Raw genomic sequence first — 26,896 nt, 5'->3', positions numbered from 1 at the left:
AAGAATGGGTCATAAAAATTTAACAACACTTTGTTATATCCAGCGTGAAGAGAGCTATTTGATGCTCCACCGGATAAAAAAGAAAGACGATATGAATCAGGACAAATGGCTGGGGGTAGGAGGCCATTTAGAGGAAGGGGAGAGTCCGGAGGAATGTCTTTTGCGTGAGGTAAAGGAAGAGACCGGATTATCCCTGCATTCCTACCGGCTCAGGGGCATTATTACCTTTGTATCGGACAAGTATCCCGATGAATACATGTTTTTATACACTGCCGATGGATATGAAGGGACCCTGACTGAATGTCCGGAAGGAGAGCTTAAATGGATACCAAAGGAAGAAATAGGCGGTCTCTCTCTTTGGGAAGGAGACCGTATTTTCTTTGAGCTGTTACTCACGGATATTCCTTTCTTTTCCTTAAAGCTTGTGTATACAGGGGATCATCTGAAAAACGCTTTGTTAAATGGCAAGCCATTGGCGCTTTTGCCTGCTAATACAAAAGATCCTTCTCCGCAAAGAGAGCATAGCTGATTTTATACATCAACAGATTCCATGCCAGTGCTAGAAAGGGAGAGCAGCACAGAAGGATAAAGACCAGGTGATCTGTAAATGAAACACCCAGCAAGGTGAAAAGCTTATAGATACCAAAGAAGATGGCGCCGGGAACCAGACAGGAAACAAGCAATAAAATACGGGCTTTTTCTGCGCCGAATTTAAACAGAAGAGGGATTGACATGCTTCCCACAATTTCTGCAATTACCAGGCTCGCCACACCGGTAAACAGCAGAGTCATCATGTTATTGATGCTGCTGAAAATATCCTTATGTGCAATGATCCCGCCTATAGCGCCAATTACCAGCCCGGTGACAGCGCCTACCGCTGAGAAAATCAGAAGAACAATAAATTTGCTGATCACGATGTCCTTTTTGGTGACCGGCATGACCATGGCGTATTTCATCCACTTGGAATGATCGTCAAAGCTGAATGTAGTGATGATCATCGAGCTGCATAGAATGCCGCTCATGATCATATAACCCTCCAATCCAATGGAAGGAATAAGAGAGAACGCTAAAATCATCAGTATAAAAATCATGGACCTGGCATTATGCCCGGTGTTATATAGATCTTTTAAAATTAAACTTTTCATTTTACCTGGTCTCCCTTCACATAGAGAAGAAGGATATCGTCAATAGAGGCATTATCTACTACTGCAGTCTTATACTTACGGCGGGCCTTTTCCTTGTCTGCTACCAGCACATCCCATTGATAGTCGCGTTTCCGGTAAGCAAGGATCTCAGATTTGTCAATGGCGTTAAACTGATCCGTTTTGCACCGGATAATTCCATATTGGTAGCGCAATTCATCTTTTTCTTTACAGAACAGGGCTTTTCCTTTATGAATAAAAGTAATGTAGTCCGCCACCTTTTCCAGATCCGTAGAAATATGGGACGACATCAGGATCGAATGGTCCTCATCCTGTACAAAGTCCAGAAATAAATCCAGCAGATCGTCACGCATGACCGGGTCAAGCCCGCCGGTCGCTTCATCCAGAATCAGAAGCTTTGGTCTATGGGAAAGCGCAACGGCAATGCCAAGCTTCATTTTCATTCCCCTGGAAAATGTTTTGATTTCTTTGCGGGGAGGAAGCTGTAACTTTCTCAAATAGTTATCGTAGGCGGTTTCATCCCACTGCTTATAGGCTGCCGCTGAGATCCTGCCGATTTTAGCCGGCGTAAGTGTCTCATAGAAGTTGATGCCGTCAAACACGACTCCTATGTTTTCTTTGATGTTTCTGGGATCGGAAGAGAGCTCCTTCCCCCAAAACTTAACCATCCCTTCATCCTTTTTTATAAGATCAAGGATAGCACTGATTGTGGTGCTTTTACCGGCTCCGTTCTCACCGATCAATCCCATAATCGTCCCTTTGGGAATGGAAAATGATACATGATCCAACTTAAAATCAGGATATTGTTTCGTCAGATTTTCAACCTGCAAAATCGGCTCCATTTTTATTCCTCCTCTTGATAAAACATAGTCAAAAGTTCAATCAGCTTGCCCAGTGATATTCCGCTGGTCCGGGCAATATCAGCTGCCTCCTGCAGATGTTCTTCGGCTTTTCGCTGCTGTTCTTCCTGAAAGAAATCTTTGTTTTGTGCCGATACAAAACTGCCCCGTCCAACGGTTGTTTCAATGAAGCCGTCCCGTTGTAAATCTTCATAAGCTTTTTGTACGGTAATGACGCTGACATGAATGGATTTGGCCAATGCCCGCATAGACGGGATAGGATCGCCGGTCTGCAGCTCTCCGCTCATAATCAGCGCTTTTATCTGCGAAGTGATCTGCTCATAGATGGGCTTATTTGTGTTACTGCTGATTATAATTTCCACAGTAGGTCTCCTTGGTGTTGTATAGTGTACTTATTGAACAAGTACATTATATGAGATGCATTTCGCCATGTCAATAGGGAAAAGAAAAAAAGATTGACCGGATTTTCTATCCATGGTATATTGATGATATTATAAATGATAGGATGTGTGTGTTTGTTAATTGTATTAAAACATGGAGCATAAGGCAATTTTATATGAAAAGCAGGAGTCGGGACAGGAAGGCCGAAGGTCTTTCCTCTATTTCGTGTACCTGTTTTGCCCATGGGATACAAAACAGACAGAATAAGGTTGAGAGCCTGTAAGACGTCAGTTTGTTGTCTTGCAGGCTTTTTTTGCGCGAACAATGAGCCGAACGAATATGCCTGCATATTCATCTGGCGAATGGTTCTGCCTGTCCTATGCTTCATGAACCTCAGGAAACCAGTTGGAAAGACAGAAGGAACGAGGAGAATTACATGAATCACACATTTCAGATTTTAGAATTTAATCTTATATTGGAAAAACTTGAAGAATTTGCACACACGGAAGCAGCGAAGGTGAAAATAAGGAATTTAACCCCATGCCTGAAGGAAGGTGAGGTAAAAAAAAGCCTTCGCGATACGACGGAGGCCAGGACAATCATTGACCGGATGGGGCTTCCTCCCGCTGTCAGTATGAATGGTCTGCAGGAGATCATGAATACGGCAAGGCAGGGCGGCTGCCTGTCCGCTGAAGAACTGGAACAGACAGGAGGAATGCTCACCGCGGTAAAGCGGTTTAAGGACTTTTTAAACCGGTGCAAATACCTGGAGCTTGGCCTGCCTTATTATGAGCAGGACTTAAACCCATTGGAGGATCTGGCAAGGGAGATTTATGAAAGCGTCAGAAACGGAAAAGTAGAGGACAGTGCCAGCAAACATCTAAAGAACATCCGCCAGGATGTGGCCAGATTGGAAGAAAAGCTGCGGGCAAAAGCAGAGGCCATTTTAAGGGGAAATAAAAAATATTTTTCCGATTCTTATGTGACCTTAAGAAATGGCAGACTTTGCCTTCCTGTAAAAAAAGATTACAGATCAAGCGTTCCGGGCAGTGTCATCGACCAGTCAGCAACCGGCTCCACCCTTTTTATTGAACCGGCAGCTATTGCAGTGCTTAACGGGGAACTGGAGCTTTTAAGGATTGAGGAGGAAAATGAGGCAAGAAGGCTCCTGTATATGCTTACGGCCTCAGTAGAAGAAAATTTAGAGGTTCTGGAAGGGGATAAACGCCTTCTTGAAAAACTGGATTTCCTGTTTGCAAAGGGAAGCTTAAGCGCCTCCATGGCCGGCACCATTCCAGGCATTAATACGGATCGGACCATAAAAATTGTAAATGGCCGCCATCCATTCATGGACCCGGAAACCGTGGTGCCACTGAACTTTGAACTGGGAGAAAAAGAACGGGGAATCGTAATTACAGGGCCCAATACAGGAGGAAAAACCGTATCCATCAAGACCGTGGGGCTGTTCTCCCTTATGGCCCAATGTGGCTTACACCTGCCCTGTGATGAGGCCGGTCTTTGTATGAACAGCCAGGTGCTCTGTGATATCGGAGACGGCCAGAACATTACGGAAAACTTATCCACCTTTTCCGCCCATATCACCAATGTAATGAGGATCCTAAAGGAAGCCGGCCCGGAGAGCCTGGTCATCCTGGATGAGCTGGGTTCAGGAACAGACCCGGCAGAAGGTATGGGAATTGCCATTGCCATACTGGAAGAGTTAAGAAGCAACGGATGCCTTTTTCTGGCAACCACCCATTACCCAGAGGTAAAGACATACGCTAAGGAGGCGGAGGGCATTACCAACGCACGAATGGCTTTTGACAAGGAAACCCTTAGGCCTCTTTACCGTATGGAAATCGGAGAAGCCGGAGAAAGCTGTGCCCTTTATATAGCCAAACGGCTGGGAATGCCGGATTCTATGATAAGAAGGGCCAGAAGATACGCTTATGGAGAGCAGGAAGGCCTATGGGAAGAAGATCCGGATGCCTTAAAAGAGAGTGCTGGACATTTAAATTTAACCGGCCCCCAAATTGAAAAACTGAAAAAGACCGCGGTGAATAAAAATGTAATGGAAAAAAAGTTCACCATCGGAGACAGCGTGTTTATTTATCCGGATAAGAAAAAGGGAATTGTGTGCAGACCCGTGAATGATAAAGGGGTACTGCAGATCCAGATGCCGGATAAGAAAATCTGGGTCAACCAGAAAAGGGCAAAGCTTTTGGTCGCCGCAAAAGAGCTATACCCGGAGGATTATGATTTTTCCATAATTTTTGATACCGTGGAAAACAGAAAGGCAAGGCATAAGATGGAAAAGGGATATCAGGAGGGGATGGAGATCAGAACGGAGTGATTCTGAGGCCTGAAAAGGCCGCCCCTAAGCCAGGCCAAAAAGAGTTTTTGTGTTAATTTGACGACATTGTATACGCATGGTAAAATAATGTAATATAGCTGGAGTTCATACTGGGGGAATAATTATCATTATCATAAAACGGATTATATGTTATTTTCTGCTTATGCTGTTTTTAAACATCATTTTAGTGACGTATGTAATTCCCGGCATTGCGGCTTTGACGTCTGCGAATTTTATGTTGATTTGGTTAATGAATTAAAAGTAAAGGGTCTGTAGAAATGAAAAATACGATTCTTATGAAGCAGATGTAAATAACCTCCGGCATGAGAAGACCCGTGAATGCCGGAGGTTATCTGGCAGTAAAGCTTTGGGCTATGCTGCCTTAATTCTGATTGAAAAAGGAGTGTATTGTGAGATTCAGATTAAACATGAAGTACCTATGCGTCTTTATCATAATCTTCATTATTGAAGTACTAATAGCTGTTTTTGTAAATGATAAATTCATCAGGCCATACGTTGGCGACATTTTGGTAGTGGTTCTGATTTATTGCTTTATCAGGTCATTTGTGGGGAAAGAAGTAAAGCTGCTTCCTTTGTACATATTTGTTTTCGCCGCATTGACGGAGGTGGGGCAGTATTTTCATTTAGCGAAGCTGCTTGGCCTTAGCGACTATAAAATTGCAAGGATTATTATTGGTTCGACCTTTGATTTTAAGGACATTGTCTGCTATTTGGCAGGCTGTACCGGATTATTCTTGTATGAGATGGTAAAGCGGCGTAAGTAATCAGGTGAAATGCTGCCTATGCCTGGAATGCATGGGGGATGGTAAAGTCGTCGTTAAGCTCAGCCAGAATGTTCCGGAAAATCTGTACATGGCAAAGCTCATCTGCAATGATCCGGTTTAAGATTGCCTTGATCTTACAGTCATCGATCCAATCCGCCTGGTCCTGGTATTTCCGGATAGCTTCCAGTTCACTTGCCAGGGCGTTGGAGACCAGGGGACCGATCCGGGTGGGATAGCGGTTACAGGCGGGAGTCCAATACCTTAAGCGCCCATTTTTATAGCTCCACAGCCTGGGATCTGCGCCCAGCATGATGGCCAATTCTCCAAAGGTGTTTAAATGATGCATTTCAACAATGCTGATCTTATGGAAACATTCCGCTATATCAAAGAAGAAGTTTCTGGTAATCATGCTGTTGTAAGTATAAAGGCTGATTGCGGACATTTCGGAATTACAGTCGCCTATATTAGAAAGCATGGCTGCGGCATACCGCTTATTTTGAGAAAGGATCTCTATGGGAGGCCAGGGATCGTTGCCTGAAAAAACAAGAGCAGATAAATCCATATAATACCCTCATTTCAATTTATTCTATTTAAATATATCCGCCAGATGGTATAGTATGACTTAAAAACACAAGAAGATGGAGGGACTAAGAACATGGACTGCAAAGAAAAATTTAAGAAAACCGTGGAAGATTTTTTACCGTATAACGAGCAGGAAGAAAGGGATAAGGAAATGCTGCTCCAATATCTCGCGTCAGGGGAATCTATATTTTTCCGTGAAAGTTTAACCGCCCATATGTCGGCTTCGGCCTGGGTGGTAAATCAGTCCCGTGATAAGGTTCTTATGGCCTACCATAACATCTATGATTCCTGGGCATGGACCGGAGGCCACGCAGACGGAGAAATGGATCTGCTTAAGGTAGCAATCCGGGAAGCCATGGAAGAGACCGGGATTACAAAGGTAAGGCCGGTTACAGAGGATATTTTTTCTCTGGAGGTGCTTACGGTGGACGGACATGAGAAGAGGGGAGCTTACGTTTCCTCCCACCTTCACTTAAATGTGACCTATCTTTTAGAAGCAGATGACAGGGAGGCTCTTCATAAGAAAGAGGATGAAAACAGTGAGGTAGGCTGGTTTGGTTTGGAAGAATGCTTAACGTCAGTCAATGAACCCTGGATGAGGGAACGGATTTACCGGAAATTGCTTGATAAGATGAGAAATATAAGATATTAACAAAGAATTGATGATTATTTTCCATTTTACTGTTTTATTTTTCCAGATTATGATTTATAATAGAGGAATCTAACAGATAAAGTTTTGCCAAATAAGACAGCGAGGTGGTAGATATGAAGATTATTTACGCAATCGTCAGCTCAGATGATGGAAACAGGGTGACCGATGTGCTGAATGAACACCAGTTCAGCGTGACAAAACTTGCCACAACCGGTGGTTTCTTAAAGAAGGGCAACTCTACATTAATGATCGGTACGGATGACGGACAGGTAGAAGAAGTCATCACTCTGATTAAAGATACCTGCGGAAAACGCCAAAAGATTACCTGCAATGTTCCGGCGCCGAATATCGCGTCTGTATCAGCCGGATATATGATGATGCCGATGACAGTGGAACTTGGCGGAGCTACTATATTTGTAACCGACGTAGAACGATTCGAGAAGATTTGAGAAATCAGCAAAGGGATTGCAGAGCAATCCCTTTTCCCAACTGCTGGAATTGACAGGCCGGAGGAAGAAGCAAGAGAATAACAGGAGGTGTGTTTTTGAAACTGGATGAGATGACGAAAAATATGCTGGTGGCAGAGGCATATGAAGCCCAGAAGATGGCTTATGTGCCTTATTCGGATTTTTGCGTGGGAGCAGCCCTGCTTGCAAAGAACGGAACGGTCTACCATGGCTGCAACATTGAAAATGCAGCCTTTACACCCACCAACTGTGCGGAGCGTACCGCGTTTTTCAAAGCGGTCTCAGAAGGAGTCACGGAATTTGATGCCATTGCCATTGTGGGGAATAAAAAGGGAGAAAAGGGAGATATATGTGCTCCCTGCGGAGTCTGCCGGCAGGTAATGGCGGAATTCTGTGACCCTGAGGAATTTAAGATCATTCTGGGAGCAGCAGAGGAAGCTTCCGTGTATACCTTAAAGGAGCTGCTTCCTTTGGGATTTACAAAAAAGAATTTAAATTCCTGATGAGGTCTGAAGGGGTATCCCTTAATGTCTAAAAAACATGGGCAGAAAAGGGGAAAGCTTAAGTAAAAGGGAGGTTTTGGTGTGTCATGAGGATGTACGATGTAATTGCAAAGAAGCGGAACGGAGAAACTCTGACAGAGGAAGAGATCCGCTTCATGATCAGCGGCTACGTAAAGGGGGATATTCCTGATTACCAGATGTCTGCCATGCTGATGGCCATTTACTTTAAAGGTATGAGTGATGAGGAAACAGCCATTCTTACCGATGCTGTTGCCCATTCCGGTGATATGGTAGATTTATCTCCGATTCAGGGAGTGAAGGTAGATAAGCACTCCACCGGAGGCGTGGGAGATAAGACGACATTGGTAGTTGCGCCCATTGCAGCCGCCTGCGGAGTTAAGGTTGCGAAGATGTCGGGCCGGGGCTTAGGCCATACAGGAGGAACCGTTGACAAGATGGAATCCATCCCTGGTATGAGGACTGTCCTGACAGAGGAAGAATTCTTTCAGGTGGTCAATGCCACCGGCCTTTCCGTTATCGGCCAGTCCGGAAATCTGGCTCCTGCAGATAAAAAACTTTATGCCCTTCGTGATGTGACTGCAACCGTGGACAGCATTCCCTTAATTGCCGCTTCGATTATGAGCAAAAAGCTGGCAGCAGGAAATGACTGCATTCTTCTGGATGTTAAAACCGGCAGCGGAGCATTTATGAAGACCCTGGAAGATTCCATCACCCTGGCGGAAAAGATGGTGGCGATCGGGGAGCATGCAGGAAAGAGGACCATGGCTCTCATAACCAACATGGATATTCCTCTGGGAAGCCTGATCGGCAACAGCCTGGAAGTCATTGAGGCAGCGGAAACCCTTCGGGGAAGAGGACCTGAGGACTTAAAGTCGGTTTGCTTAAGCCTGGCTGCCGGTATGCTCTATCTGGCAGGAAAGGGCAGCATGGAGGAATGCCGGGCGCTGGCAGAAGGAACCATTGCCGACGGAAGCGCATTGGAACGCCTTATGGCCATGGTGGAAGCCCAGGGAGGCGACCCTTCGGTGATCAGGGACACCTCACTTTTTGCCAAAGCAGCCTTTGAAAGAGAAGTGAAGGCCTTAAAGAGCGGTTATATCACCCATATGAACACAGAGCAATGCGGGATCGCCTCCTCGCTTTTGGGAGCCGGAAGAGTTACCAAGGAGAGCGTGATCGATTATACGGCGGGAATCGCCCTTAAGAAAAAGGTGGGCCAGAAGGTGGAAGAGGGAGAGACCATTGCCGTGCTGTATACTTCAAAGGAAGAACTGTTTGCGTCTTCTGAGGAGGAATTTTTAAAAGCAGTCACCATCAGCGGACAACAGCCGGCAGCAGAGCCCCTGATTTATGCCAGCGTTACCAAAGAAGGCGTAAAGCGCCTGACAGAATAGAAAGGTAGGACACAATAATGACAGATTTAGAAATGTTAAGTTACGTAGATCACACCCAGTTAAAGGCGGTTGCCACATGGGAGGACATTGAGGAGCTTTGCAAGGAAGCCGTGGAATATAAAACCGCTTCCGTGTGCATCCCTCCCTGCTATATCAGCCGGGTACATGAAAAGTTCCCGGGCCTTAATATCTGTACCGTGGTCGGATTCCCTCTGGGCTACAGCATAACGGAATCAAAGGTCCTTGAGACAAAGAAAGCCATTGAAGACGGAGCCTCTGAGGTGGATATGGTAGTGAATATCAGCGATGTGAAAAATGGAGACTACGGCAAAGTAGAAAAGGAAATCGCAGAACTGAAAAAAGCTGCCGGCGAAAACATCTTAAAGGTCATCATTGAGGCCTGCTATCTGACGGAAGATGAAAAGATTGCCATGTGCAAGGCAGTTACGGCAGCCGGAGCTGATTATATTAAGACCTCCACCGGATTTGGAACCGGCGGAGCGACCCTGGAGGACATCCAGCTATTTAAAAAGCACATCGGTCCTGATGTAAAGATAAAAGCGGCCGGCGGGGTGAGAACCCTGGAGGATTTAAGGGCTTACATTGAAGCTGGATGCAGCCGTGTGGGCGCCAGTGCAGCTGTCAAGCTGGCGGCGCAGAAGGAGAATTCTGTTTCTGGAAAATAACATATAAATTAAGCGCTCCAAAAGAGATTCTTTTATAAGTGTCTGCCTTTTGGAGCGTTTTTACACGTATTTTTATACAATTTCCACAAATGACAGTAAAGTCATATCTGGCTATTTTCACGAAAATGTTTAAATATACAAAAAAAACTGACAAACAAGCTATTGAAGTGTTAAACTTAAGATATAGAAGTAATTTTATGTATCAACGTGTTGGCATTCAGGCAGGAGGTATTATTATGTTTCAGGTAAATGATCTAGTAGTATTCGGAACCCATGGAATATGCAGGGTAGAGGCGATAGGAAGACTCGACATGTCCTCGGCAGATGAGGAGCGCCTTTACTATACGCTAAAGCCTCTTAATGAGGTACAGCATTGTGTTGTTTACACGCCTGTAGACAATTTAAAAGCGCCCGTGAGAGCTGCATCTACCAGGGAAGAAGCCATTGAACTGATTAACCAGATTCCTGATACTCCGACCATGTGGGTGATTGATGAAAGGCAGCGTGAAGGGATCTATAAGGAAATCATGATGAAAAATGAGTGTACGGGCTGGCTTCAGATCATCAAGACTCTTTATTTAAAGAAACAGAATGCGGCGGCAGATGAGAAGAAATGTTCGGCAAAGGATGAATCTTATTTTAAGATGGCAGAAGATCTGCTTTATTATGAACTTGCGGCAGCTTTAGAAATGGAGCCGGCCGTGGTGAAAGACATGGTGGTTACGCGGGTGAAGGCTGAGTAATTAGAACTGGGGTCTGAAAAATCTGATCCGGTCCGGAAGGCATAAATTATTTGGGGTTATTGCAAAAATACGCTTTGGAATGTGATGTCACAAACCAAAGCGTATTTTTATGAATTAATGATAAATTTTCTTCTCTTCATAAATGGGCTCACAGGTCAGGTTTACGCCCAATTTCTTAAATATCTTAACATCCACATCGGATAGCAGTACAGAAGTATGAGCATCGCACCCCTTTAATTTCGGAAGCTGTTCCAGAGCGATCTGAGCGTTGGGATCGGTCGCTGCGCTGGCGGACAGTGCAATTAAAACCTCATCCGTATGAAGTCTGGGATTTTTGCTGCCCAGATAGTTGATCTTTAATTTCTGAATCGGCTCAATGGCAGAGGGAGAGATCAGATGAATGTCATGAGGAATATTTCCTAAAACCTTGACTGTATTTAACAAAAGGGCAGCGGAGGCACCTAATAAGTTGGTAGTCTTACCTGTGACAACGGTTCCGTCCTCTAATTCAAGTGCAGCAGCCGGAGATCCTTTTATTTCGGCCAGGTTCTTGGCGGCATTCACCACCTTTCTCATGTCAGTGGTTATTTTCGCCTGCTTCATGAGAAGCTCAATCTTATAGACCTCATCTTTGGAACCCATATCCCTTGCCAGCCGGGAAAGGGCCTGGTAATAACGTCTTATGATTTCCTGCATGGAAGCCTCTCTGCATACCTCATCATCCACGATACAGAAGCCAACCATATTAACGCCCATATCGGTGGGGGATTTGTAAGGACATTCTCCGTAAATTCCCTCAAAGATAGCACTTAATACAGGAAAGATTTCTACATCACGGTTGTAATTAACAGTGGTCTTTCCATAGGCCTCTAAGTGAAAAGGATCGATCATATTCACATCGTTTAAATCTGCAGTAGCGGCCTCGTAGGCTAAATTCACCGGATGCTTTAATGGGATGTTCCAGATGGGGAATGTCTCGAATTTCGCATATCCGGCCTTGATTCCCCGCTTGTTCTCGTGGTAAAGCTGGGATAAGCAGGTTGCCATCTTTCCGCTGCCAGGTCCAGGAGCCGTAATGATAACAAGAGGCTTTGTGGTTTCTATATAATCATTTCTGCCGTATCCTTCGTCGCTGACAATGAGAGAAACATTGCTTGGATAACCGTCAATGATATAGTGTCGGTATACTCTGATCCCCATTTTTTCCAGCTTGCTTTTAAATAAATCAGCTGCCTTCTGTCCGGAATACTGTGTGATAACAACGCTTCCCACATAAAGCCCCTTATCCGTAAAGGACTGGATCAGCCGTAAGACATCCACATCATAAGTGATGCCCAGATCATGGCGGATCTTGTTCTTCTCAATATCTGCAGCGTTGATGGCGATCACGATCTCTGCCTGGTCTGAAAGCTGCATCAGCATGCGGAGTTTACTGTCAGGTTCAAATCCGGGAAGCACTCTGGAAGCGTGGTAATCGTCAAACAGCTTGCCGCCGAATTCCAGATAGAGCTTGTCACCAAACTGGCTGATTCGTTCCCTGATGTGCTCTGACTGCATGGTTAAATATTTGTTGTTATCAAATCCAAATTTCATTTGTCCCTCCATGATGTGTGCTTATGGTTCAGCAATGGCACCACCGAACCATATCGCATGCACGAACTTTTTGACCATAGTACTTATAAATTGTATCACATTAATTATGAAATTGCCACGGATTTTTTCCTGCCCCCTTCTTTTTCCTGAAACCCTTTACAACTGGCTTTAAACGTGTTAAAACGTTGTAGTAAGAAGGAGGATAGAAATGTTTAAAATAGGAAGAAATGATGCATGCTGGTGCGGAAGCGGAAAGAAATATAAAAACTGTCACCTGTCTTTTGACCAAAAAATTGAAAATTATGCGGTCATGGGAGTTGAGGTCCCGGAGCACTATATGATAAAAACACCGGCACAGATTGAAGGAATCCGCCGTGCAGGAGTGATTAACAACAAGGTACTTGATCAGGTGGATGAGAACATTAAGCCGGGCATGAGTACGGAAGATATCAATACCCTGGTACATGAGACTTCCATCAGGTTGGGAGGAATCCCTGCTACTCTTAATTTTGAAGGATATCCCAAAAGTGTGTGCACATCGATCAATGAGGTAGTATGCCACGGAATCCCGGATCCTAACCGGATCTTGCAGGATGGGGATATTATCAATGTGGATGTGACCACCATTGTAGACGGCTTCTACGCCGATGCCTCCAGAATGTATTGCATCGGCAAGGTATCGGCCGAGGCATTGAAGCTTGTCCAGGTAACCAGGGAGAGTGTGGATCTGGCAGTAAAAGAAGCCAGGGCCTGGGGCCATCTGGGAGATATCGGAGCAGCTATTTCGGAGTATATCTATGCCAATGGCTTTACGGTAGTGAGGGAAATCGGCGGACACGGTGTGGGGCTGGATATCCATGAGGAACCATGGGTCAGCCACATCGGAACAAGAGGAACCGACATGCTTCTTGTACCCGGAATGATATTTACCATTGAGCCTATGGTAAATGCAGGAAAAGCCGATGTAGTACAGGATGATGAGGACGGCTGGACCATTTACACAAAGGATGGAAGCCTGTCTGCCCAGTGGGAATACACTATCTTGATCACAGAGGAAGGGCCTGAGATACTGTCAAGATAAATGGAGAATGCATCATCAATCATAATGACTGCTTTCCTGGTAAAACGGAGCTGTCCTGCTTCTGCTGGGAAGGCAGTTAAAAGGACTGAAAACAAAAGCGGATAATACAAAGAAAAAGCGAGGGCATTATTTGGGGAAAGAATACATAGCTTATGAAATGAGAGGATAATATAAGTCAAGCGGATATTCGCAATCCGCTTCGCTGCTTGATTCGGTTAAATAGAGCTGCATCCGGAGAATGTAATTTTTATTTGAGTGAGCAATGAGCCGTGGGAAATAGGCAGGAGAAGATTTGCGTTGTGCCAGTACATAAGAAAATCTTCTTATGACCTATTTCGTAGGGCGAATGCCGCGTCAACCGGGAAAACTTGCAAAGCGTGTTTTTTCTTGTTGGAAAATTTTACAAATTATGGTAAAATGTTAAATATTTATTACATTAAACACCTGAAACCATAAAGAAAGTGAACAGGAGTATTATGAAAAGATGGCTTTTGGCAGTAATTGCATTCTCATTGGTGACCTCCGGATGCAGCAGGTACAAAGGAAGTTCCGAACCTTCAGAAACAGACGGCAAAACAGATGAATCTCAGCAGAGCACAGAAGAATCCGGGCAGCTTCCCATGGAAGTTTCCGTTTTACCGGGAAAGAAGCCGGTTAAGGTAAAGGGAATTTATATTTCCAGCTACATGGCCGGCTCTGAGGGGATGCAGGCGATTTTGGACAAGATCCAGGGCACGGAGATCAATACGGTTGTCATTGACGTGAAGAATGACGACGGACGGATCACCTTTGCCATGGAGGATGCACCTACGGTGAATGAAATCGGTGCCACAGAAAAGTACATCAAGGATATTGACAGTCTCATGGCTGAGTTAAAGTCCAGGGGGCTTTATACCATTGCCCGGGTGGTGGCATTCAGGGATCCTTATCTGGCTGAGAAAAAACCGGAGTGGGCACTTAAGAACAAGGATGGAAGCCTGCACCGGGATAACAAGGGACTGGCCTGGGTCAATCCTTACCGGACAGAAGTATGGGACTATCTGGTGGAGGTGGGAACCCAGGCTTCCAAGGCCGGATTTGATGAGGTTCAGTTTGATTACATCCGTTTTTCTACGGACAGCTCCATGAAACAGGTGGTATTTGACGAAAAGGATACCAGGGGCCGTTCCAAAACGGATATTATTACGGAATTTATTCAGTATGCATATGACAAGCTGTCTTCCCAGAAAATTTTTGTTTCGGCAGATGTCTTTGGCACCATTATCGGAAGCAAGGTGGATGCGGAGGCGGTGGGACAGATCTATAGTGATATGGCATGCCATTTGGATTATATCTGTCCCATGATCTACCCTTCCCATTACGGAGACGGAAACTTCGGCATCGATCATCCGGATATGGAGCCTTACCGTACCATTCGTGCGGCGCTTAAGCTTTCTAAACAGGATTTAGAATCTGCCGGACAGGCTGGGAAGCATCAGGCCATTGTTCGTCCCTGGCTCCAGGATTTCACGGCTTCCTATCTGAAACACCATATTCCTTATGGGGCAGGGGAAGTCAGGGCACAGATTCAGGCAGTCTATGATTCGGGCTATGATGAGTGGATCCTCTGGAGCGCATCTAACCGGTATACCTGGGAGGGCCTTTTAAGTGTTGAGGCAGCGAAAGAGGAAACAGAAAAGCTTGCCAGTATGAGGCAAACGGTGGAGACCTCTTCCATGGCTGCTGCCGAAACAAAGGATTTATCGTCTGAGGCGCAGACGGAAGGCAAAGAAGAGAAGGCAGAAAAGAGCCTTGAGGGAAGCACGGCGGCAGCAGAAAGGCCGCAGGAGACGAAGAAAGAAGATAAAAAGAAAACCAGAATAAAGCCTGATGTTGTCATCGTGACCACAGGCGGACAGGGAGATTAGGAAGTGAGGAAAGCCATGGACAGAACGCCCAGACCAGGAGATTTCTACCGGCATTTTAAAGACAAGATGTACCAGGTGATAACCGTTGCGGTTCATTCCGAAACAAGAGAAGAAATGGTTGTGTATCAGGCACTGTATGGAACCTTCGGAACGTATGTCCGCCCGCTGACCATGTTCATCAGTGAAGTGGATCATGAAAAGTATCCGGAGGTAAAGCAGAAATACAGGTTTGAAAGGGTGGATATGGATTCTGAGCAGCCTGTGGCAAAAGTTTGTCTTAAGAAGCCGGAAGAAGAGAATGAAGGAAGTGGCCTGGGCAGCAGCCAAAGTCAGGAGAGCTTGTCCTCGGCCGGCTCCATGCACGAAAATAAGAATCTTCTTGCATTTCTTGACGCAGGGACGTATCATGAGAAGCTGGAGGTTCTTCAGGACCGGAAGGACCGGTTTTCTGCAGAAGAGCTTCTGGCCATCTGCGAAATTATGGAGATCGGAAGGCCGGATTCTGAACCTGAAGAGAAATACTATGCGGTGAAAAGGTATCTGGAGCTGCAGAATAAATACGAGGGATCAAGATTGAGGTGATTTGTTTCAGTGGACCACAGGTCATTTAATATAGAAGAAGAATTAAAAAAACTGCCGTCCCAGCCTGGCGTGTATCTCATGCACGACAAGCGGGACGAAATCATCTATGTGGGAAAAGCCATCAGTTTAAAAAACAGGGTCAGGCAGTATTTTCAAAGCAGCAGAAATAAGACGTCAAAAATTGAACAAATGGTGTCCAGGATCGCCTGGTTTGAATACATTATAACAGACTCTGAGCTGGAAGCCCTTGTGCTGGAATGCAATCTCATTAAGGAACACCGTCCCCGTTACAATACTATGCTAAAGGATGATAAGACCTATCCCTATATCAAGGTAACCGTGTACGAGGATTATCCAAGGATCTTATTTTCCAGGGATATGAAAAAGGATAAAAGCAAGTATTTTGGACCGTATACAAGTGCAGGAGCGGTGAAGAATACCATTGAGCTGATCCACAAGCTTTATCAGATCAGAACCTGCAACCGGAACCTGCCAAGGGACATCGGGAAGGAACGCCCCTGTTTAAATTACCATATTAAGCAATGTTCGGCACCGTGCCAGGATTATATCAGCAAGGAAGAATACTGGAAATCCATTAACAGGGCACTGGAATTTTTAGGCGGAAAATACGGCCCTGTGATTCATATGCTGGAAGAGAAAATGCAGGCGGCTTCGGAAGAAATGGATTATGAAAAGGCCATTGAGTACCGGGATCTGTTAAACAGCGTAAAGCAGATCGCCCAGAAGCAGAAGATCACGGACAGCGGCATGGAAGACAGGGATATCATTGCCATGGCAAAGGATGAAAAGGATGCGGTTGTCCAGGTATTCTTTGTCCGGGAAGGCAGGCTCATCGGCCGGGAGCATTTCCACGTAAACATAGCAACGGCAGAGGATAACAAGCAGATCCTGACCAGCTTTGTCAAACAGTTCTATGCAGGAACTCCTTTTGTGCCTAAGGAATTGTGGGTGCAGACCGGTCTTGAGGATGAGGGCGTTATAGAGGAATGGCTTTCTGCGAAACGAGGCCAGAAGGTCAGGATCGTGGTTCCCCGGAAAGGCCAGAAGGAGCGCCTGGTGGAGCTGGCGGAGAAAAATGCCGCGCTGGTGCTTTCTCAGGATAAGGAAAAGATAAAGCGGGAGGAGCTTCGCACCATCGGCGCCATGAATGAGGTGGGCGGCTGGCTGGGACTTTCCGGCATTAAACGGATTGAGGCATTTGATATTTCCAACATAAGCGGCTTTGAGTCTGTGGGCTCCATGATCGTCTATGAGGACGGGAAGCCCAAGAGAAATGATTACAGGAAATTTAAGATCAAATGGGTCAAGGGGGCCAATGATTACGCTTCCATGAACGAGGTGCTCACAAGAAGGTTTACCCATGGCCTTAAGGAAGCGGAAAGCTTAAAGGAAAAAGGCGTGGATGAGGAACTTGGGAGCTTTACCCGTTTCCCGGACTTAATCATGATGGATGGAGGACGGGGGCAGGTAAACATTGCCCTGGAGGTTTTAAAGGAACTGGATATTTCCATTCCTGTCTGCGGTATGGTAAAGGATGACAATCACAGGACCAGAGGGCTTTACTATCATAACGTGGAGATTCCCATTGACAGGCATTCCGAAGGATTCAAGCTGATCACCAGGATCCAGGATGAAGCCCACCGGTTTGCCATTGAATACCATAGAAGCTTAAGAAGCAAAGGACAGGTAAAATCCATTCTTGACGATATTCCAGGCATCGGCCCTAACAGGAGAAAGGCGCTGATGCGCCGGTTTAAAGGGCTGGAAGCCATAAAGGAAGCGACCGTGGAGGAGTTGTCCCAAGTACCGGGCATGAATGCCCGGGCTGCAAAGAGTGTTTACGAGTTCTTCCACATATAGCTTTTCAAAATACGAAATCTGTGTTAGTATGAAAAAAACAGATGGAAAAGAGGAGCGTTCGCCATGCATGGAGTAGCTATTACAGATTTGATAAAGAAGATGAATTTCCGGAACATGACTCCGGAGATTGACGCGGAAAAAATTGTGATCAGCCATGCGGATGTCAATCGCCCGGCTTTGCAGTTAGCCGGATTTTATGATCATTTTGACAACGAGCGGGTGCAGATCATCGGTTATGTGGAGCAGGAATACATTCATCAGATGAATCATGAGAGAAAGCTTGAGATGTACGACAAGCTTTTGTCCAGCCAGATTCCCTGTCTCGTATATAGCCGGAGCCAGAATCCGGATGAGGATATGCTGGCGTTTTGCAATCATTACGGCGTACCATGCCTTGTATCAGATAAGACCACTTCCGATCTCATGGCGGAGATCATCCGCTGGCTTAAGGTGAAGCTGGCGCCCTGCATCAGCATCCACGGGGTTTTGGTTGACGTATTCGGCGAAGGCGTGCTGATCATGGGAGAGAGCGGCATCGGAAAAAGTGAGGCTGCACTGGAACTGATCAAACGGGGCCACCGTCTTGTAACCGATGATGTGGTGGAGATCCGCAAGGTAAGCGATGAAACGCTGATCGGAAGCGCCCCGGAAATTACCAGGCATTTTATTGAATTAAGGGGCATCGGCATCATTGATGTCAAGACTTTGTTCGGTGTTGAAAGCGTAAAGGATACCCAGGCTATTGATATGGTGATCAAACTGGAGGACTGGGACAGAGATAAGGAATACGACAGAATGGGAATCGAAGACCAGTATACGGAATTTCTGGGAAACCGGGTAGTATGCCATTCCATACCGGTGCGTCCGGGACGTAATCTGGCCATTATCGTTGAATCTGCTGCCGTCAATTACAGACAAAAGAAGATGGGGTACAACGCGGCTCAGGAATTATATAACCGCGTTCAGGCAAACCTTTCAAGAAAACAAGATGATTGAGGTGTCTGATGACTGGATTTTATGAAAAACTTCTTGGTGCAGCCGATAAAGATCATATAAAAGTTGGGGAAGAGATGCGAAGGCATACCTCGTTCCGGGTGGGCGGCCCTGCTGCCTGCTTTGTGACACCGGGGGATGAAAAGGAGCTTACTGCTGTTTTGGCTCTTTGCCGCCGGGAAGAGGTACCTTTTTTTATACTGGGGAATGGAAGCAATCTTCTGGTTGGAGACGAAGGATTTGACGGGGTGGTCGTTTCCATGGATTGCTTTAAAAGCTGCCAGGCGGATAAGGAGACGGGGATGGTAAAGGCCGGAGCCGGAGCGTCCCTGGCGCGGATCGCCCAGGAAGCTTATAGGGCGACCTTGACCGGTTTTGAGTTTGCGGCCGGGATACCGGGAACTCTTGGGGGAGCCGTGGTGATGAACGCCGGAGCCTACGGTTCGGAGATGAAGGAGGTTCTTCGGTCTGTTAAAGTTTTAACGCAGCAGGGAGAAATAACGGAGCTGCCTGCTGACCAGCTTTCCTTAGGATACCGGACCAGCTGCATTATACCAAAGCAGTATGTTGTGCTGGAAGCTAAGATCCGGTTAAGGGATGGAGATGAGGTCTCTATTAAGAACCGGATGGATGAACTGGCCCGCAGGAGAAAGGAAAAGCAGCCTTTGGAGTATCCAAGCGCGGGAAGCACCTTTAAGAGGCCGGAGGGGCATTTTGCCGGCAAACTCATAGAGGAGGCAGGCTTAAGAGGTTTTTCCTTAGGCGGCGCCCAGGTATCGGAGAAGCACTGCGGATTTGTCATTAACAAAGACAGCGCGACTGCGGCTGATATCAGAAACCTTTGCGAAGAGGTAAAAAAAAGGGTATTGAAACAATCCGGAGTAACACTTGAGATGGAGGTAAAGACACTAGGGAAGTTTTAACGGTGCAAAGGAGAATAACGTGAGGCTTGTAATTGTAACAGGCATGTCAGGCGCAGGAAAGACCCAGGCGCTTAAGATGCTGGAGGATATGGGATTCTATTGTGTGGATAATCTTCCCATTCCCCTGATTGAAACGTTCGCGGAGCTGACCTTAAGTAATCATGGAGGGATCAGGAACGCAGCTTTGGGGATCGATATCCGCAGCGGGGAGGATTTATCGGTTTTAAACAGGATTTTTGATGAGTGGTCAAGACAAAGGGTGCCCTTTGAAATCCTCTTCCTTGATGCAGGTGACGAAACACTGATCAAGCGTTATAAGGAAACCAGGAGAGCCCATCCCCTGGCGGCAGGCGGAAGGATCGACAGCGGGATTGAGAAAGAACGGGTAAAGCTTGGGTTTCTAAAGGAAGAAGCGGACTATATCATCGATACCAGCCGGCTCCTGACTAAGGAACTGAGGCAGGAGCTGGAAAAGATATTTATAAACCGGGAATCCTACCGGAATCTGTATATTACTGTCCTTTCTTTTGGGTTCAAGTATGGGATTCCGTCGGATGCAGATCTGGTTTTTGATGTAAGATTCCTGCCCAATCCCTACTATTCAGAGGAACTGCGGCCTAAAACCGGAGAGGAAAAAGCAGTGCGGGACTATGTGATGCAGCATGGGACCGCTGCCCTGTTTTTAGACAAGCTTAACGATATGCTGGAATTTTTAATTCCCAATTATGTGCTGGAGGGGAAAAACCAGCTGGTCATTGCCATTGGATGTACAGGCGGCAAGCACCGGTCGGTTACCATTGCCAGGTCTGTTTATGACAGGTTTAAATCCAGGGAAGAATTCGGAATAAAAATTGAGCACCGGGACATCGACAAGGATAATATACGGAAAAGGATGGTCTAGACATGTCATTTTCTTCCAAATTAAAAGAAGAGCTATCCAGGCAGATCAGTCCGGCAAGGCATTGCCAGATCGCAGAGATGGCAGCGATCATAAGCCTTTGCGGAAAAATAATCATATCGGAAAACGACCGCTATACGATTAAAATTAATACGGAAAATGTGGCAGTTGCAAGAAAGTACTTTACATTATTGAAAAAAACATTTAATATAAGTACTGATGTGTCGATTAGAAGAAATGCTTATTTAAATAAAAACCGTACCTATACGGTAACAATCCGGGAGCATGAGGAGGCGATCCGTGTTTTACACGCCACAAAGCTTCTTGATGAAAACGGAGAAATAGGGGAAAACTTAAATCTTGTACAGAATGTGGTCATCCAGCAGTCCTGCTGCAGGAGGGCATTCATCCGCGGTGCATTTCTCTCTTCCGGGTCCTTGAGCGACCCTGAGAAATTCTACCATTTTGAAATCGTATGCGCGACTGAAGACAAAGCCAGGCAGCTAAAGTCCATTATCGCGACCTTTGATCTTGAAGCAAAGATCGTGAAGAGAAAACGTTATTTTGTGGTTTATATAAAAGAAGGCAGCCAGATTGTAGATATCCTGAATGTTATGGAAGCCCCGGTGGCCTTAATGGAGCTTGAGAACATCAGGATCTTAAAGGATATGCGCAACAGTGTGAATCGGCAGGTGAACTGTGAGACTGCCAATATTAATAAAACGGTATCAGCTGCGGTAAAGCAGATAGAAGATATAAAATATATCAGAGATACAATCGGACTTGATAATCTACCGGACAATCTAAGTGAAATTGCCAGGGAACGATTGGAGAGGCCGGAAGCAACATTAAAAGAGCTTGGAGAAGCTCTAGACCCTCCTGTAGGCAAATCAGGAGTGAACCACCGACTTAGAAAGCTTGGCGACCTGGCAGGGCGGCTGCGAGGGACAGGCATTAGCAGCGGAATGGAATAATCCGTTCATAGGATTGAGGAGGATAATTATGGTAAGAAAAACAGTCACCGTTGAACTTGCATCAGGCTTAGAGGCAAGACCAGTTGCTATGCTGGTTCAGGTTGCCAGCCAGTATGAAAGCAACATTTATGTTGAAATCGAATCCAAGAGAGTAAATGCCAAGAGCATTATGGGCATGATGACTCTGGGACTTGCAGCGGGAGAACAGATTACGATCACTGCGGATGGGACCGACGAGGAGCAGGCGATTGCCGAAATCGAAAAATATTTAAGCAATCATGAGTAATATTTAAAGAATATTGTTTTTTCAGGCGGAGACTCTCACACAAGAGGCTCCGCCTCTTGTGTGTGCTGATGAAATCTTGTACAAAAGGTTTTCTGGAGGGGGGTTTTGTGGTATACTGTTCACGAAAGCAATGAGCACTGCGGACTTAGCAGCCTCACTATGAATTTACATACAAAGGAATAAAGAAAGGAGGAACAAATGGCATTTACACATTTACACGTCCATACAGAATACAGTCTGTTGGACGGCTCCTGTAAAATAAAAGAGCTTGTGTCCAGAGCAAAGGAGCTTGGAATGGACAGCATGGCCATCACAGACCACGGTGTGATGTATGGCGTCATTGATTTTTACAGGGCGGCCAGAGAGGCAGGAATAAAGCCCATCATCGGATGCGAGGTATATGTGACCTCCGGATCAAGGTTTGACAGAGAGACCGCAGGAGGAGAGGACCGTTACTATCATCTGGTCTTATTAGCTGAGAATAACCAGGGATACCAGAACCTGATGAAGATCGTCTCAAAAGGTTTTGTGGATGGATTTTATTATAAACCAAGAGTAGATTATGAGATTTTAAAGGAATACAGCGAAGGGATCATTGCATTAAGCGCCTGTCTGGCAGGAGAGGTACAAAGGCATGTAAGCCGCGGCCTGTATGAGAAAGGCATGGAAGCAGCCCTTCGCTATCAGGATATATTCGGAAAGGGAAATTTCTTTCTGGAGCTTCAGGATCACGGAATACCGGCTCAGAACACAGTAAACCAGAGCCTTCTGAGAATGAGCCATGAAACAGGAATCGAATTAGTAGCCACCAATGATATCCACTATACCTATGCAGAGGATGCCACGCCTCATGATATCCTGCTGTGTATCCAGACCGGAAAAAAGGTGGCGGACGAAAACCGCATGCGCTACGAAGGCGGCCAGTATTACTGCAAGACCGAGGAGGAGATGCGGAAGCTTTTCTCCTACGCAGGAGAAGCCATTGACAACACTCACAGGATTGCAGAGCGCTGTAACGTGGAAATTGAGTTCGGTGTGACCAAGCTGCCCAAGTACGATGTGCCGGAAGGATATGATTCCTGGTCCTATTTAAACAAGCTTTGCCTGGATGGCTTTGAGCGCCATTATCCCCAGGATGACGGAACATTAAAGGAAAGGCTTGACTATGAGCTGGATGTCATTCATACCATGGGTTACGTGGACTATTTCCTGATTGTATGGGATTTCATTCATTATGCCAGATCCCAGGATATTATCGTGGGGCCGGGACGGGGATCTGCGGCAGGCAGCATCGTATCCTACTGTCTGGGAATCACCAACATTGATCCTATCCGCTACAACCTTCTGTTTGAGCGGTTCTTAAACCCGGAACGAATTTCCATGCCTGATATTGACGTGGATTTTTGCTTTGAACGGCGTCAGGAGGTCATTGACTATGTGGTCCGGAAGTATGGAAAGGACCAGGTGGTCCAGATCGTGACCTTTGGTACCCTGGCAGCCAAAGGTGTGGTAAGGGATGTGGGAAGGGTCCTTGATATGCCCTATGCCCGGTGCGATACCATAGCAAAGATGATTCCCGGAGACCTTGGCATGACCCTTGAGAAGGCATTAAGGCAAAGTCCTGACTTAAGAAACGCATACCAGGAGGATCCTGAGGTCAAATACCTCATTGATATGTCCATGCGTCTGGAAGGCTTGCCGAGGCACACATCCATGCATGCTGCCGGAGTGGTGATCAGCCGGACTTCCGTAGATGAATACGTTCCTCTTTCAAAGGCAGCCGACGGAACCATTACCACCCAGTTTACCATGACAACTTTGGAAGAACTGGGACTTTTGAAAATGGATTTCCTGGGGCTGCGTACCCTGACAGTCATTCAAAATGCGGTAAAGGCCATAGAAAAAAACAGGCAGTTAACCATTGATATGGACCAAATCAATTATAATGACAAGGCAGTTTTAAATTCCATTGGCACCGGAAAGGATGATGGGGTGTTCCAGCTGGAAAGCTCCGGCATGAAAAGCTTTATGAAGGAACTGAAGCCTGGAAGCCTGGAAGATATTATTGCCGGTATTTCCCTTTACCGTCCCGGCCCCATGGACTTTATTCCCAAGTATTTAAAGGGGAAGAACGACCGCAGTTCCATTACCTATGAATGTCCCCAGCTGGAACCCATTTTAGACCCTACCTATGGCTGTATCGTATACCAGGAACAGGTAATGCAGATCGTCAGGGACTTAGCCGGTTATACCATGGGCCGCAGCGATCTGGTGCGCAGAGCCATGTCCAAAAAGAAGACCTCTGTCATGGAAAAGGAACGGCAGAACTTTGTCTATGGAAATCCAGAGGAGGAGGTAGCAGGATGCACCTCCAATGGCATCGATGAAAAGACGGCAAACCATATCTATGACGAAATGATTGATTTTGCCAAATACGCCTTTAACAAGTCCCATGCAGCAGCTTATGCGGTGGTATCCTATCAGACCGCCTTTTTAAAATATTATTATCCCCAGGAATTCATGGCGGCTCTCCTTACCTCTGTCATGGATAACGTATCAAAGGTATCGGAATATATCTTAAGCTGCAGACAGATGGGGATCTCCATCCTTCCGCCGGATATTAATGAGGGAGAAAGCGGGTTTTCCGTTTCGGGAGGATCCATCCGCTACGGCCTGTCGGCTATTAAGAGCGTGGGAAAATCCGTGGTAGAGCTTATCGTTGCAGAACGGGAGCAAAACGGGGCATTTCATGATCTGGAAGATTTTATTGACCGGATGAGCAATAAGGAGGTCAATAAAAGAACCCTTGAAAATTTCATAAAATCCGGAGCTTTGGACACTCTTCCCGGTACAAGAAAGCAAAAGCTTTTAATTGCGCCGGAGCTTTTAGAGCAGAGAAGCAAAGAACGGAAAAACACCATGGAAGGCCAGATGACTCTGTTTGATATTGCAGGGGAGGAAGAAAAAAGCCATTTTCAGGTCACTTTCCCAGATGTAGGGGAATTTATAAAGGAAGACCTTCTGGCATTTGAGAAGGAAACCCTTGGCATCTATTTAAGCGGTCATCCCATGGAAGCTTATGAAACCACCTGGAGAAATAACATTACTGCAACCACCATAGATTTTGTTGTTGACGAGGAAACGGGAAAAGCCGGCGTTTCCGACGGTTCCTATGTGACCATCGGAGGTATGATTACAGGAAAGACCGTAAAAACTACTAGAAACAACAAGATGATGGCATTCATCATTCTGGAGGATCTGGCAGGATCCGTGGAAGTCATTGTGTTCCCCAAAGACTATGAGAGCAAGAGGGAGCTTTTTGTGGAAGATTCCAAGGTCTTTATACAAGGAAGAGTATCGGTTGGAGAGGATCCGGCAGGAAAGCTGATCTGTGAGCGGGTAACGACCTTTGCAGCCCTGCCAAAGGAGCTGTGGCTGAAGTTCCCTGATAAGGAATCCTATATGGCGGTTGAACGGGAAATCCTCAATGATTTAAAAGAATCAGAGGGTGATGATTCAGTCATCATTTATCTGGAAAAAGAGCGGGCCAGAAAGGTTCTGCCGGCAAACCGGAACGTAAACGCGGCAGACGGACTCTTAGATGCCCTGATCAAAAAACTTGGTGAAAAAAATGTCAAACTTATAGAAAAAAAACTTGAAAAGAATGGTAAAATGAATTAGAATACAACATGTATGCAATGAGAAACTTACTAAAACAGATATCCGTGAATCAGGAGGAAGCTACTATGGCAAAACAAGTGAAAACCATCGGTGTATTAACCAGCGGCGGTGATGCACCAGGTATGAATGCTGCGATCCGTGCTATTGTCAGGACTGCAATCCATAAAGGATTGGAAGTAAAGGGGATCATGAGGGGATACGCAGGCCTTCTGCAGGAAGAAATCGTTGATATGACCAGTACCAGCGTGTCAGATATTATTCACCGCGGAGGAACCATTTTATATACAGCCAGATGCCAGGAGTTCACAACTGCCGAAGGGCAGAAAAAGGGCGCCGAGATCTGTAAAAAGCATAATATTGACGGCATTGTGGTCATCGGAGGAGACGGTTCATTCCGGGGAGCCGGTAAGCTTTCCGCGCTTGGAATCAATACCATTGGACTTCCCGGAACCATTGATCTGGATATTGCCTGTACCGATTACACCATTGGTTTTGATACGGCTGTTAACACAGCCATGGAGGCCATTGATAAGGTTCGTGATACATCCACTTCCCATGAACGCTGCAGCATCATTGAGGTAATGGGACGTAATGCAGGCTATATTGCCCTTTGGTGCGGTTTTGCAAACGGCGCCGAGGATATTCTTTTGCCGGAGCGCTATGACGGCGATGAGCAGGCCCTCATTAACCGTATCATTGAGAATAGAAAGCGGGGCAAAAAGCACCATATCATTATCAATGCAGAGGGCATCGGACATTCCTCTTCTATGGCTAAGAGAATCGAAGCTGCTACAGGCATTGAGACCAGGGCAACCATCCTGGGCCACATGCAGCGAGGTGGCGCGCCTACCTGCAAGGACCGTGTCTATGCTTCCATTATGGGCGCAAGGGCAGTAGAACTGCTCTGTGAAGGAAAGAGCAACCGTGTCATAGGTTATAAGCAAGGAGAATTCCAGGATTTAGATATTCAGGAAGCTCTTAGCATGACAAAGGACATCCCTGAAGACCAGTACCAGATCAGCAAGATGCTTGTGAGATAATTGGGTCAGATTCAGCTGGAGGCGAATATGGAATATACGGTGATTAGGCAAAATTTTGAAAAACACGGGTTTTCCACACAGCTTTTTTCTACAAAAGAAGAAGCACGTGATTATCTTGTGGATGCCTTAAAGAACCAGACCATTGGATTTGGCGGAGCCTTCCAGAGATGTGCGGCACCTGGCTAACTGTTCCAATATCTATATAACCAGCGCCAATGGCGTATCGGAAACCGGGCAGATCGTTAACATCGACGGAACCGGAAACCGGGTGGCTATGACCGCATTTGGACCTCAGGCAACAGCCCTGAACGGATCTGCCGTATAACGGCGGTGATCGACCGGGCTCCTATGGGCATGAAGTGTGAAATCATTTTTGTGGATGAGGCATTGGGTTTTTAATGAACTGAAATATAATGAGATTGGCGAGAGCAAACGGGATTTTTAGTATATTCCCGGCTGTTTCCCGC

Annotated in this window: 27 protein-coding genes; 22 read left to right on the top strand and 5 right to left on the bottom strand. The window is 46.1% G+C overall.

Annotated elements, in window-relative coordinates; all coding sequences use genetic code 11:
• Nucleotides 1–4 precede the first annotated feature (4 nt).
• On the top strand, nucleotides 5–529 hold the full coding sequence (locus tag ABFV83_RS11745) for an 8-oxo-dGTP diphosphatase (RefSeq protein WP_349944024.1): 525 nt from the start codon (nucleotides 5–7) through the stop codon (nucleotides 527–529).
• Here ABFV83_RS11745 and ABFV83_RS11740 read toward each other — a convergent pair.
• The 3 genes from ABFV83_RS11740 to ABFV83_RS11730 are packed head-to-tail and all read right to left on the bottom strand — an operon-like array spanning nucleotide 489 to nucleotide 2,385.
• The gene (locus ABFV83_RS11740; protein WP_349944022.1) at nucleotides 489–1,145 is read right to left on the bottom strand and encodes an ABC-2 transporter permease; all 657 of its coding nucleotides are present in this window, start codon (nucleotides 1,143–1,145) and stop codon (nucleotides 489–491) included. The genes ABFV83_RS11745 and ABFV83_RS11740 overlap by 41 nt on opposite strands.
• Nucleotides 1,142–2,005: an ABC transporter ATP-binding protein gene (locus ABFV83_RS11735; RefSeq protein WP_349944020.1), complete on the bottom strand. Its 864-nt coding sequence runs from the start codon at nucleotides 2,003–2,005 to the stop codon at nucleotides 1,142–1,144. The genes ABFV83_RS11740 and ABFV83_RS11735 overlap by 4 nt, the downstream gene beginning before the upstream one ends.
• A 2-nt stretch (nucleotides 2,006–2,007) precedes the next feature.
• A complete protein-coding gene (locus ABFV83_RS11730; RefSeq protein ID WP_038284718.1) occupies nucleotides 2,008–2,385 on the bottom strand; it encodes a GntR family transcriptional regulator in 378 nt (125 codons plus the stop codon).
• A 455-nt stretch (nucleotides 2,386–2,840) separates the two neighbouring features.
• Here ABFV83_RS11730 and ABFV83_RS11725 point away from each other — a divergent pair, with 455 nt between their 5' ends.
• Nucleotides 2,841–4,757: a DNA mismatch repair protein MutS gene (locus ABFV83_RS11725; RefSeq protein WP_349944018.1), complete on the top strand. Its 1,917-nt coding sequence runs from the start codon at nucleotides 2,841–2,843 to the stop codon at nucleotides 4,755–4,757.
• A 410-nt stretch (nucleotides 4,758–5,167) separates the two neighbouring features.
• Nucleotides 5,168–5,542, top strand: coding sequence for a DUF2809 domain-containing protein (locus tag ABFV83_RS11720; protein WP_349944016.1), 375 nt, complete (start codon nucleotides 5,168–5,170; stop codon nucleotides 5,540–5,542).
• A 16-nt stretch (nucleotides 5,543–5,558) separates the two neighbouring features.
• Here ABFV83_RS11720 and ABFV83_RS11715 read toward each other — a convergent pair whose 3' ends face one another.
• Nucleotides 5,559–6,104 (bottom strand): ferritin-like domain-containing protein, encoded by a 546-nt coding sequence (locus ABFV83_RS11715; protein ID WP_349944015.1) that lies wholly within the window; start codon nucleotides 6,102–6,104, stop codon nucleotides 5,559–5,561.
• A 93-nt stretch (nucleotides 6,105–6,197) separates the two neighbouring features.
• Between ABFV83_RS11715 and ABFV83_RS11710 the strand changes: the two genes are divergently transcribed.
• The 6 genes from ABFV83_RS11710 (at nucleotide 6,198) to ABFV83_RS11685 (ending at nucleotide 10,590) form a co-directional block, all read left to right on the top strand.
• A complete protein-coding gene (locus ABFV83_RS11710; RefSeq protein WP_349944013.1) occupies nucleotides 6,198–6,776 on the top strand; it encodes an NUDIX hydrolase in 579 nt (192 codons plus the stop codon).
• Between the two features lie 113 nt (nucleotides 6,777–6,889).
• On the top strand, nucleotides 6,890–7,225 hold the full coding sequence (locus tag ABFV83_RS11705) for a cyclic-di-AMP receptor (RefSeq protein ID WP_013271785.1): 336 nt from the start codon (nucleotides 6,890–6,892) through the stop codon (nucleotides 7,223–7,225).
• A 110-nt stretch (nucleotides 7,226–7,335) separates the two neighbouring features.
• The gene (locus tag ABFV83_RS11700) at nucleotides 7,336–7,746 is read left to right on the top strand and encodes a cytidine deaminase (RefSeq protein ID WP_349948914.1); all 411 of its coding nucleotides are present in this window, start codon (nucleotides 7,336–7,338) and stop codon (nucleotides 7,744–7,746) included.
• An 86-nt stretch (nucleotides 7,747–7,832) separates the two neighbouring features.
• Nucleotides 7,833–9,161, top strand: a complete 1,329-nt coding sequence (locus ABFV83_RS11695) for a pyrimidine-nucleoside phosphorylase (RefSeq protein ID WP_349944011.1) — start codon at nucleotides 7,833–7,835, stop codon at nucleotides 9,159–9,161.
• 17 nt (nucleotides 9,162–9,178) lie between these two features.
• Nucleotides 9,179–9,847: a deoxyribose-phosphate aldolase gene (gene deoC, locus ABFV83_RS11690; protein WP_349944009.1), complete on the top strand. Its 669-nt coding sequence runs from the start codon at nucleotides 9,179–9,181 to the stop codon at nucleotides 9,845–9,847.
• A 236-nt stretch (nucleotides 9,848–10,083) separates the two neighbouring features.
• A complete protein-coding gene (locus ABFV83_RS11685; protein ID WP_349944008.1) occupies nucleotides 10,084–10,590 on the top strand; it encodes a CarD family transcriptional regulator in 507 nt (168 codons plus the stop codon).
• A 114-nt stretch (nucleotides 10,591–10,704) separates the two neighbouring features.
• Here the strand turns inward: ABFV83_RS11685 and ABFV83_RS11680 are convergent, their stop codons facing one another.
• Nucleotides 10,705–12,183, bottom strand: coding sequence for a DUF1846 domain-containing protein (locus tag ABFV83_RS11680; protein WP_349944006.1), 1,479 nt, complete (start codon nucleotides 12,181–12,183; stop codon nucleotides 10,705–10,707).
• A gap of 208 nt (nucleotides 12,184–12,391) precedes the next feature.
• Between ABFV83_RS11680 and map the strand changes: the two genes are divergently transcribed.
• The 13 genes from map to ABFV83_RS11615 all read left to right on the top strand — a co-directional run bounded on the left by map (nucleotide 12,392) and on the right by ABFV83_RS11615 (nucleotide 26,754).
• Nucleotides 12,392–13,264, top strand: a complete 873-nt coding sequence (map, locus tag ABFV83_RS11675) for a type I methionyl aminopeptidase (protein ID WP_349944004.1) — start codon at nucleotides 12,392–12,394, stop codon at nucleotides 13,262–13,264.
• A gap of 476 nt (nucleotides 13,265–13,740) precedes the next feature.
• On the top strand, nucleotides 13,741–15,171 hold the full coding sequence (locus ABFV83_RS11670) for a putative glycoside hydrolase (protein ID WP_349944002.1): 1,431 nt from the start codon (nucleotides 13,741–13,743) through the stop codon (nucleotides 15,169–15,171).
• Nucleotides 15,172–15,174: 3 nt separating this feature from the next.
• Nucleotides 15,175–15,753, top strand: a complete 579-nt coding sequence (locus ABFV83_RS11665; protein ID WP_349944000.1) for a DUF1653 domain-containing protein — start codon at nucleotides 15,175–15,177, stop codon at nucleotides 15,751–15,753.
• Nucleotides 15,754–15,762: 9 nt separating this feature from the next.
• Entirely contained in the window at nucleotides 15,763–17,634 is a 1,872-nt protein-coding gene (uvrC, locus tag ABFV83_RS11660) for an excinuclease ABC subunit UvrC (protein WP_349943999.1), read from the top strand.
• A gap of 63 nt (nucleotides 17,635–17,697) precedes the next feature.
• Nucleotides 17,698–18,630 (top strand): HPr(Ser) kinase/phosphatase, encoded by a 933-nt coding sequence (gene hprK / locus ABFV83_RS11655; protein ID WP_349943997.1) that lies wholly within the window; start codon nucleotides 17,698–17,700, stop codon nucleotides 18,628–18,630.
• Between the two features lie 8 nt (nucleotides 18,631–18,638).
• Nucleotides 18,639–19,550 (top strand): UDP-N-acetylmuramate dehydrogenase, encoded by a 912-nt coding sequence (gene murB, locus ABFV83_RS11650; protein ID WP_349943995.1) that lies wholly within the window; start codon nucleotides 18,639–18,641, stop codon nucleotides 19,548–19,550.
• Between the two features lie 19 nt (nucleotides 19,551–19,569).
• Entirely contained in the window at nucleotides 19,570–20,451 is an 882-nt protein-coding gene (rapZ, locus tag ABFV83_RS11645; RefSeq protein ID WP_349943993.1) for an RNase adapter RapZ, read from the top strand.
• 2 nt (nucleotides 20,452–20,453) lie between these two features.
• Nucleotides 20,454–21,422, top strand: coding sequence for a DNA-binding protein WhiA (gene whiA / locus ABFV83_RS11640; RefSeq protein WP_349943991.1), 969 nt, complete (start codon nucleotides 20,454–20,456; stop codon nucleotides 21,420–21,422).
• 28 nt (nucleotides 21,423–21,450) lie between these two features.
• Nucleotides 21,451–21,708, top strand: a complete 258-nt coding sequence (locus ABFV83_RS11635; RefSeq protein WP_024291282.1) for an HPr family phosphocarrier protein — start codon at nucleotides 21,451–21,453, stop codon at nucleotides 21,706–21,708.
• Between the two features lie 198 nt (nucleotides 21,709–21,906).
• Nucleotides 21,907–25,389 (top strand): DNA polymerase III subunit alpha, encoded by a 3,483-nt coding sequence (locus ABFV83_RS11630; RefSeq protein WP_349943989.1) that lies wholly within the window; start codon nucleotides 21,907–21,909, stop codon nucleotides 25,387–25,389.
• 65 nt (nucleotides 25,390–25,454) lie between these two features.
• Nucleotides 25,455–26,429: a 6-phosphofructokinase gene (pfkA, locus tag ABFV83_RS11625; RefSeq protein ID WP_349943987.1), complete on the top strand. Its 975-nt coding sequence runs from the start codon at nucleotides 25,455–25,457 to the stop codon at nucleotides 26,427–26,429.
• A 27-nt stretch (nucleotides 26,430–26,456) separates the two neighbouring features.
• Nucleotides 26,457–26,615 carry a hypothetical protein gene (locus ABFV83_RS11620; protein WP_349943986.1) on the top strand — a complete coding sequence of 53 codons (159 nt, stop codon included), beginning with the start codon at nucleotides 26,457–26,459 and terminating at the stop codon, nucleotides 26,613–26,615.
• Nucleotides 26,599–26,754, top strand: coding sequence for an LUD domain-containing protein (locus ABFV83_RS11615; protein ID WP_349943985.1), 156 nt, complete (start codon nucleotides 26,599–26,601; stop codon nucleotides 26,752–26,754). Before ABFV83_RS11620 ends, ABFV83_RS11615 begins: the two co-directional genes overlap by 17 nt.
• Nucleotides 26,755–26,896 lie beyond the last annotated feature (142 nt).

The organism is Lacrimispora sp. BS-2, from assembly GCF_040207125.1.
Taxonomy (GTDB): Bacteria; Bacillota; Clostridia; order Lachnospirales; family Lachnospiraceae; genus Lacrimispora.
Note: the sequence above shows the minus strand (reverse complement) of the source record. Positions and strands in the feature narration are given on the sequence as shown.

Coding starts and splice junctions, on each gene's coding strand:
- ABFV83_RS11745 (WP_349944024.1), top strand. CDS start 5: ATGGGTCATAAAAATTTAACAACACTTTGTTATATCCAGCGTGAAGAG.
- ABFV83_RS11740 (WP_349944022.1), bottom strand. CDS start 1,145: ATGAAAAGTTTAATTTTAAAAGATCTATATAACACCGGGCATAATGCC.
- ABFV83_RS11735 (WP_349944020.1), bottom strand. CDS start 2,005: ATGGAGCCGATTTTGCAGGTTGAAAATCTGACGAAACAATATCCTGAT.
- ABFV83_RS11725 (WP_349944018.1), top strand. CDS start 2,841: ATGAATCACACATTTCAGATTTTAGAATTTAATCTTATATTGGAAAAA.
- ABFV83_RS11715 (WP_349944015.1), bottom strand. CDS start 6,104: ATGGATTTATCTGCTCTTGTTTTTTCAGGCAACGATCCCTGGCCTCCC.
- ABFV83_RS11710 (WP_349944013.1), top strand. CDS start 6,198: ATGGACTGCAAAGAAAAATTTAAGAAAACCGTGGAAGATTTTTTACCG.
- ABFV83_RS11705 (WP_013271785.1), top strand. CDS start 6,890: ATGAAGATTATTTACGCAATCGTCAGCTCAGATGATGGAAACAGGGTG.
- ABFV83_RS11700 (WP_349948914.1), top strand. CDS start 7,336: ATGACGAAAAATATGCTGGTGGCAGAGGCATATGAAGCCCAGAAGATG.
- ABFV83_RS11695 (WP_349944011.1), top strand. CDS start 7,833: ATGAGGATGTACGATGTAATTGCAAAGAAGCGGAACGGAGAAACTCTG.
- deoC (WP_349944009.1), top strand. CDS start 9,179: ATGACAGATTTAGAAATGTTAAGTTACGTAGATCACACCCAGTTAAAG.
- ABFV83_RS11685 (WP_349944008.1), top strand. CDS start 10,084: ATGTTTCAGGTAAATGATCTAGTAGTATTCGGAACCCATGGAATATGC.
- ABFV83_RS11680 (WP_349944006.1), bottom strand. CDS start 12,183: ATGAAATTTGGATTTGATAACAACAAATATTTAACCATGCAGTCAGAG.
- map (WP_349944004.1), top strand. CDS start 12,392: ATGTTTAAAATAGGAAGAAATGATGCATGCTGGTGCGGAAGCGGAAAG.
- ABFV83_RS11670 (WP_349944002.1), top strand. CDS start 13,741: ATGAAAAGATGGCTTTTGGCAGTAATTGCATTCTCATTGGTGACCTCC.
- hprK (WP_349943997.1), top strand. CDS start 17,698: ATGCATGGAGTAGCTATTACAGATTTGATAAAGAAGATGAATTTCCGG.
- murB (WP_349943995.1), top strand. CDS start 18,639: ATGACTGGATTTTATGAAAAACTTCTTGGTGCAGCCGATAAAGATCAT.
- whiA (WP_349943991.1), top strand. CDS start 20,454: ATGTCATTTTCTTCCAAATTAAAAGAAGAGCTATCCAGGCAGATCAGT.
- ABFV83_RS11635 (WP_024291282.1), top strand. CDS start 21,451: ATGGTAAGAAAAACAGTCACCGTTGAACTTGCATCAGGCTTAGAGGCA.
- ABFV83_RS11630 (WP_349943989.1), top strand. CDS start 21,907: ATGGCATTTACACATTTACACGTCCATACAGAATACAGTCTGTTGGAC.
- pfkA (WP_349943987.1), top strand. CDS start 25,455: ATGGCAAAACAAGTGAAAACCATCGGTGTATTAACCAGCGGCGGTGAT.
- ABFV83_RS11620 (WP_349943986.1), top strand. CDS start 26,457: ATGGAATATACGGTGATTAGGCAAAATTTTGAAAAACACGGGTTTTCC.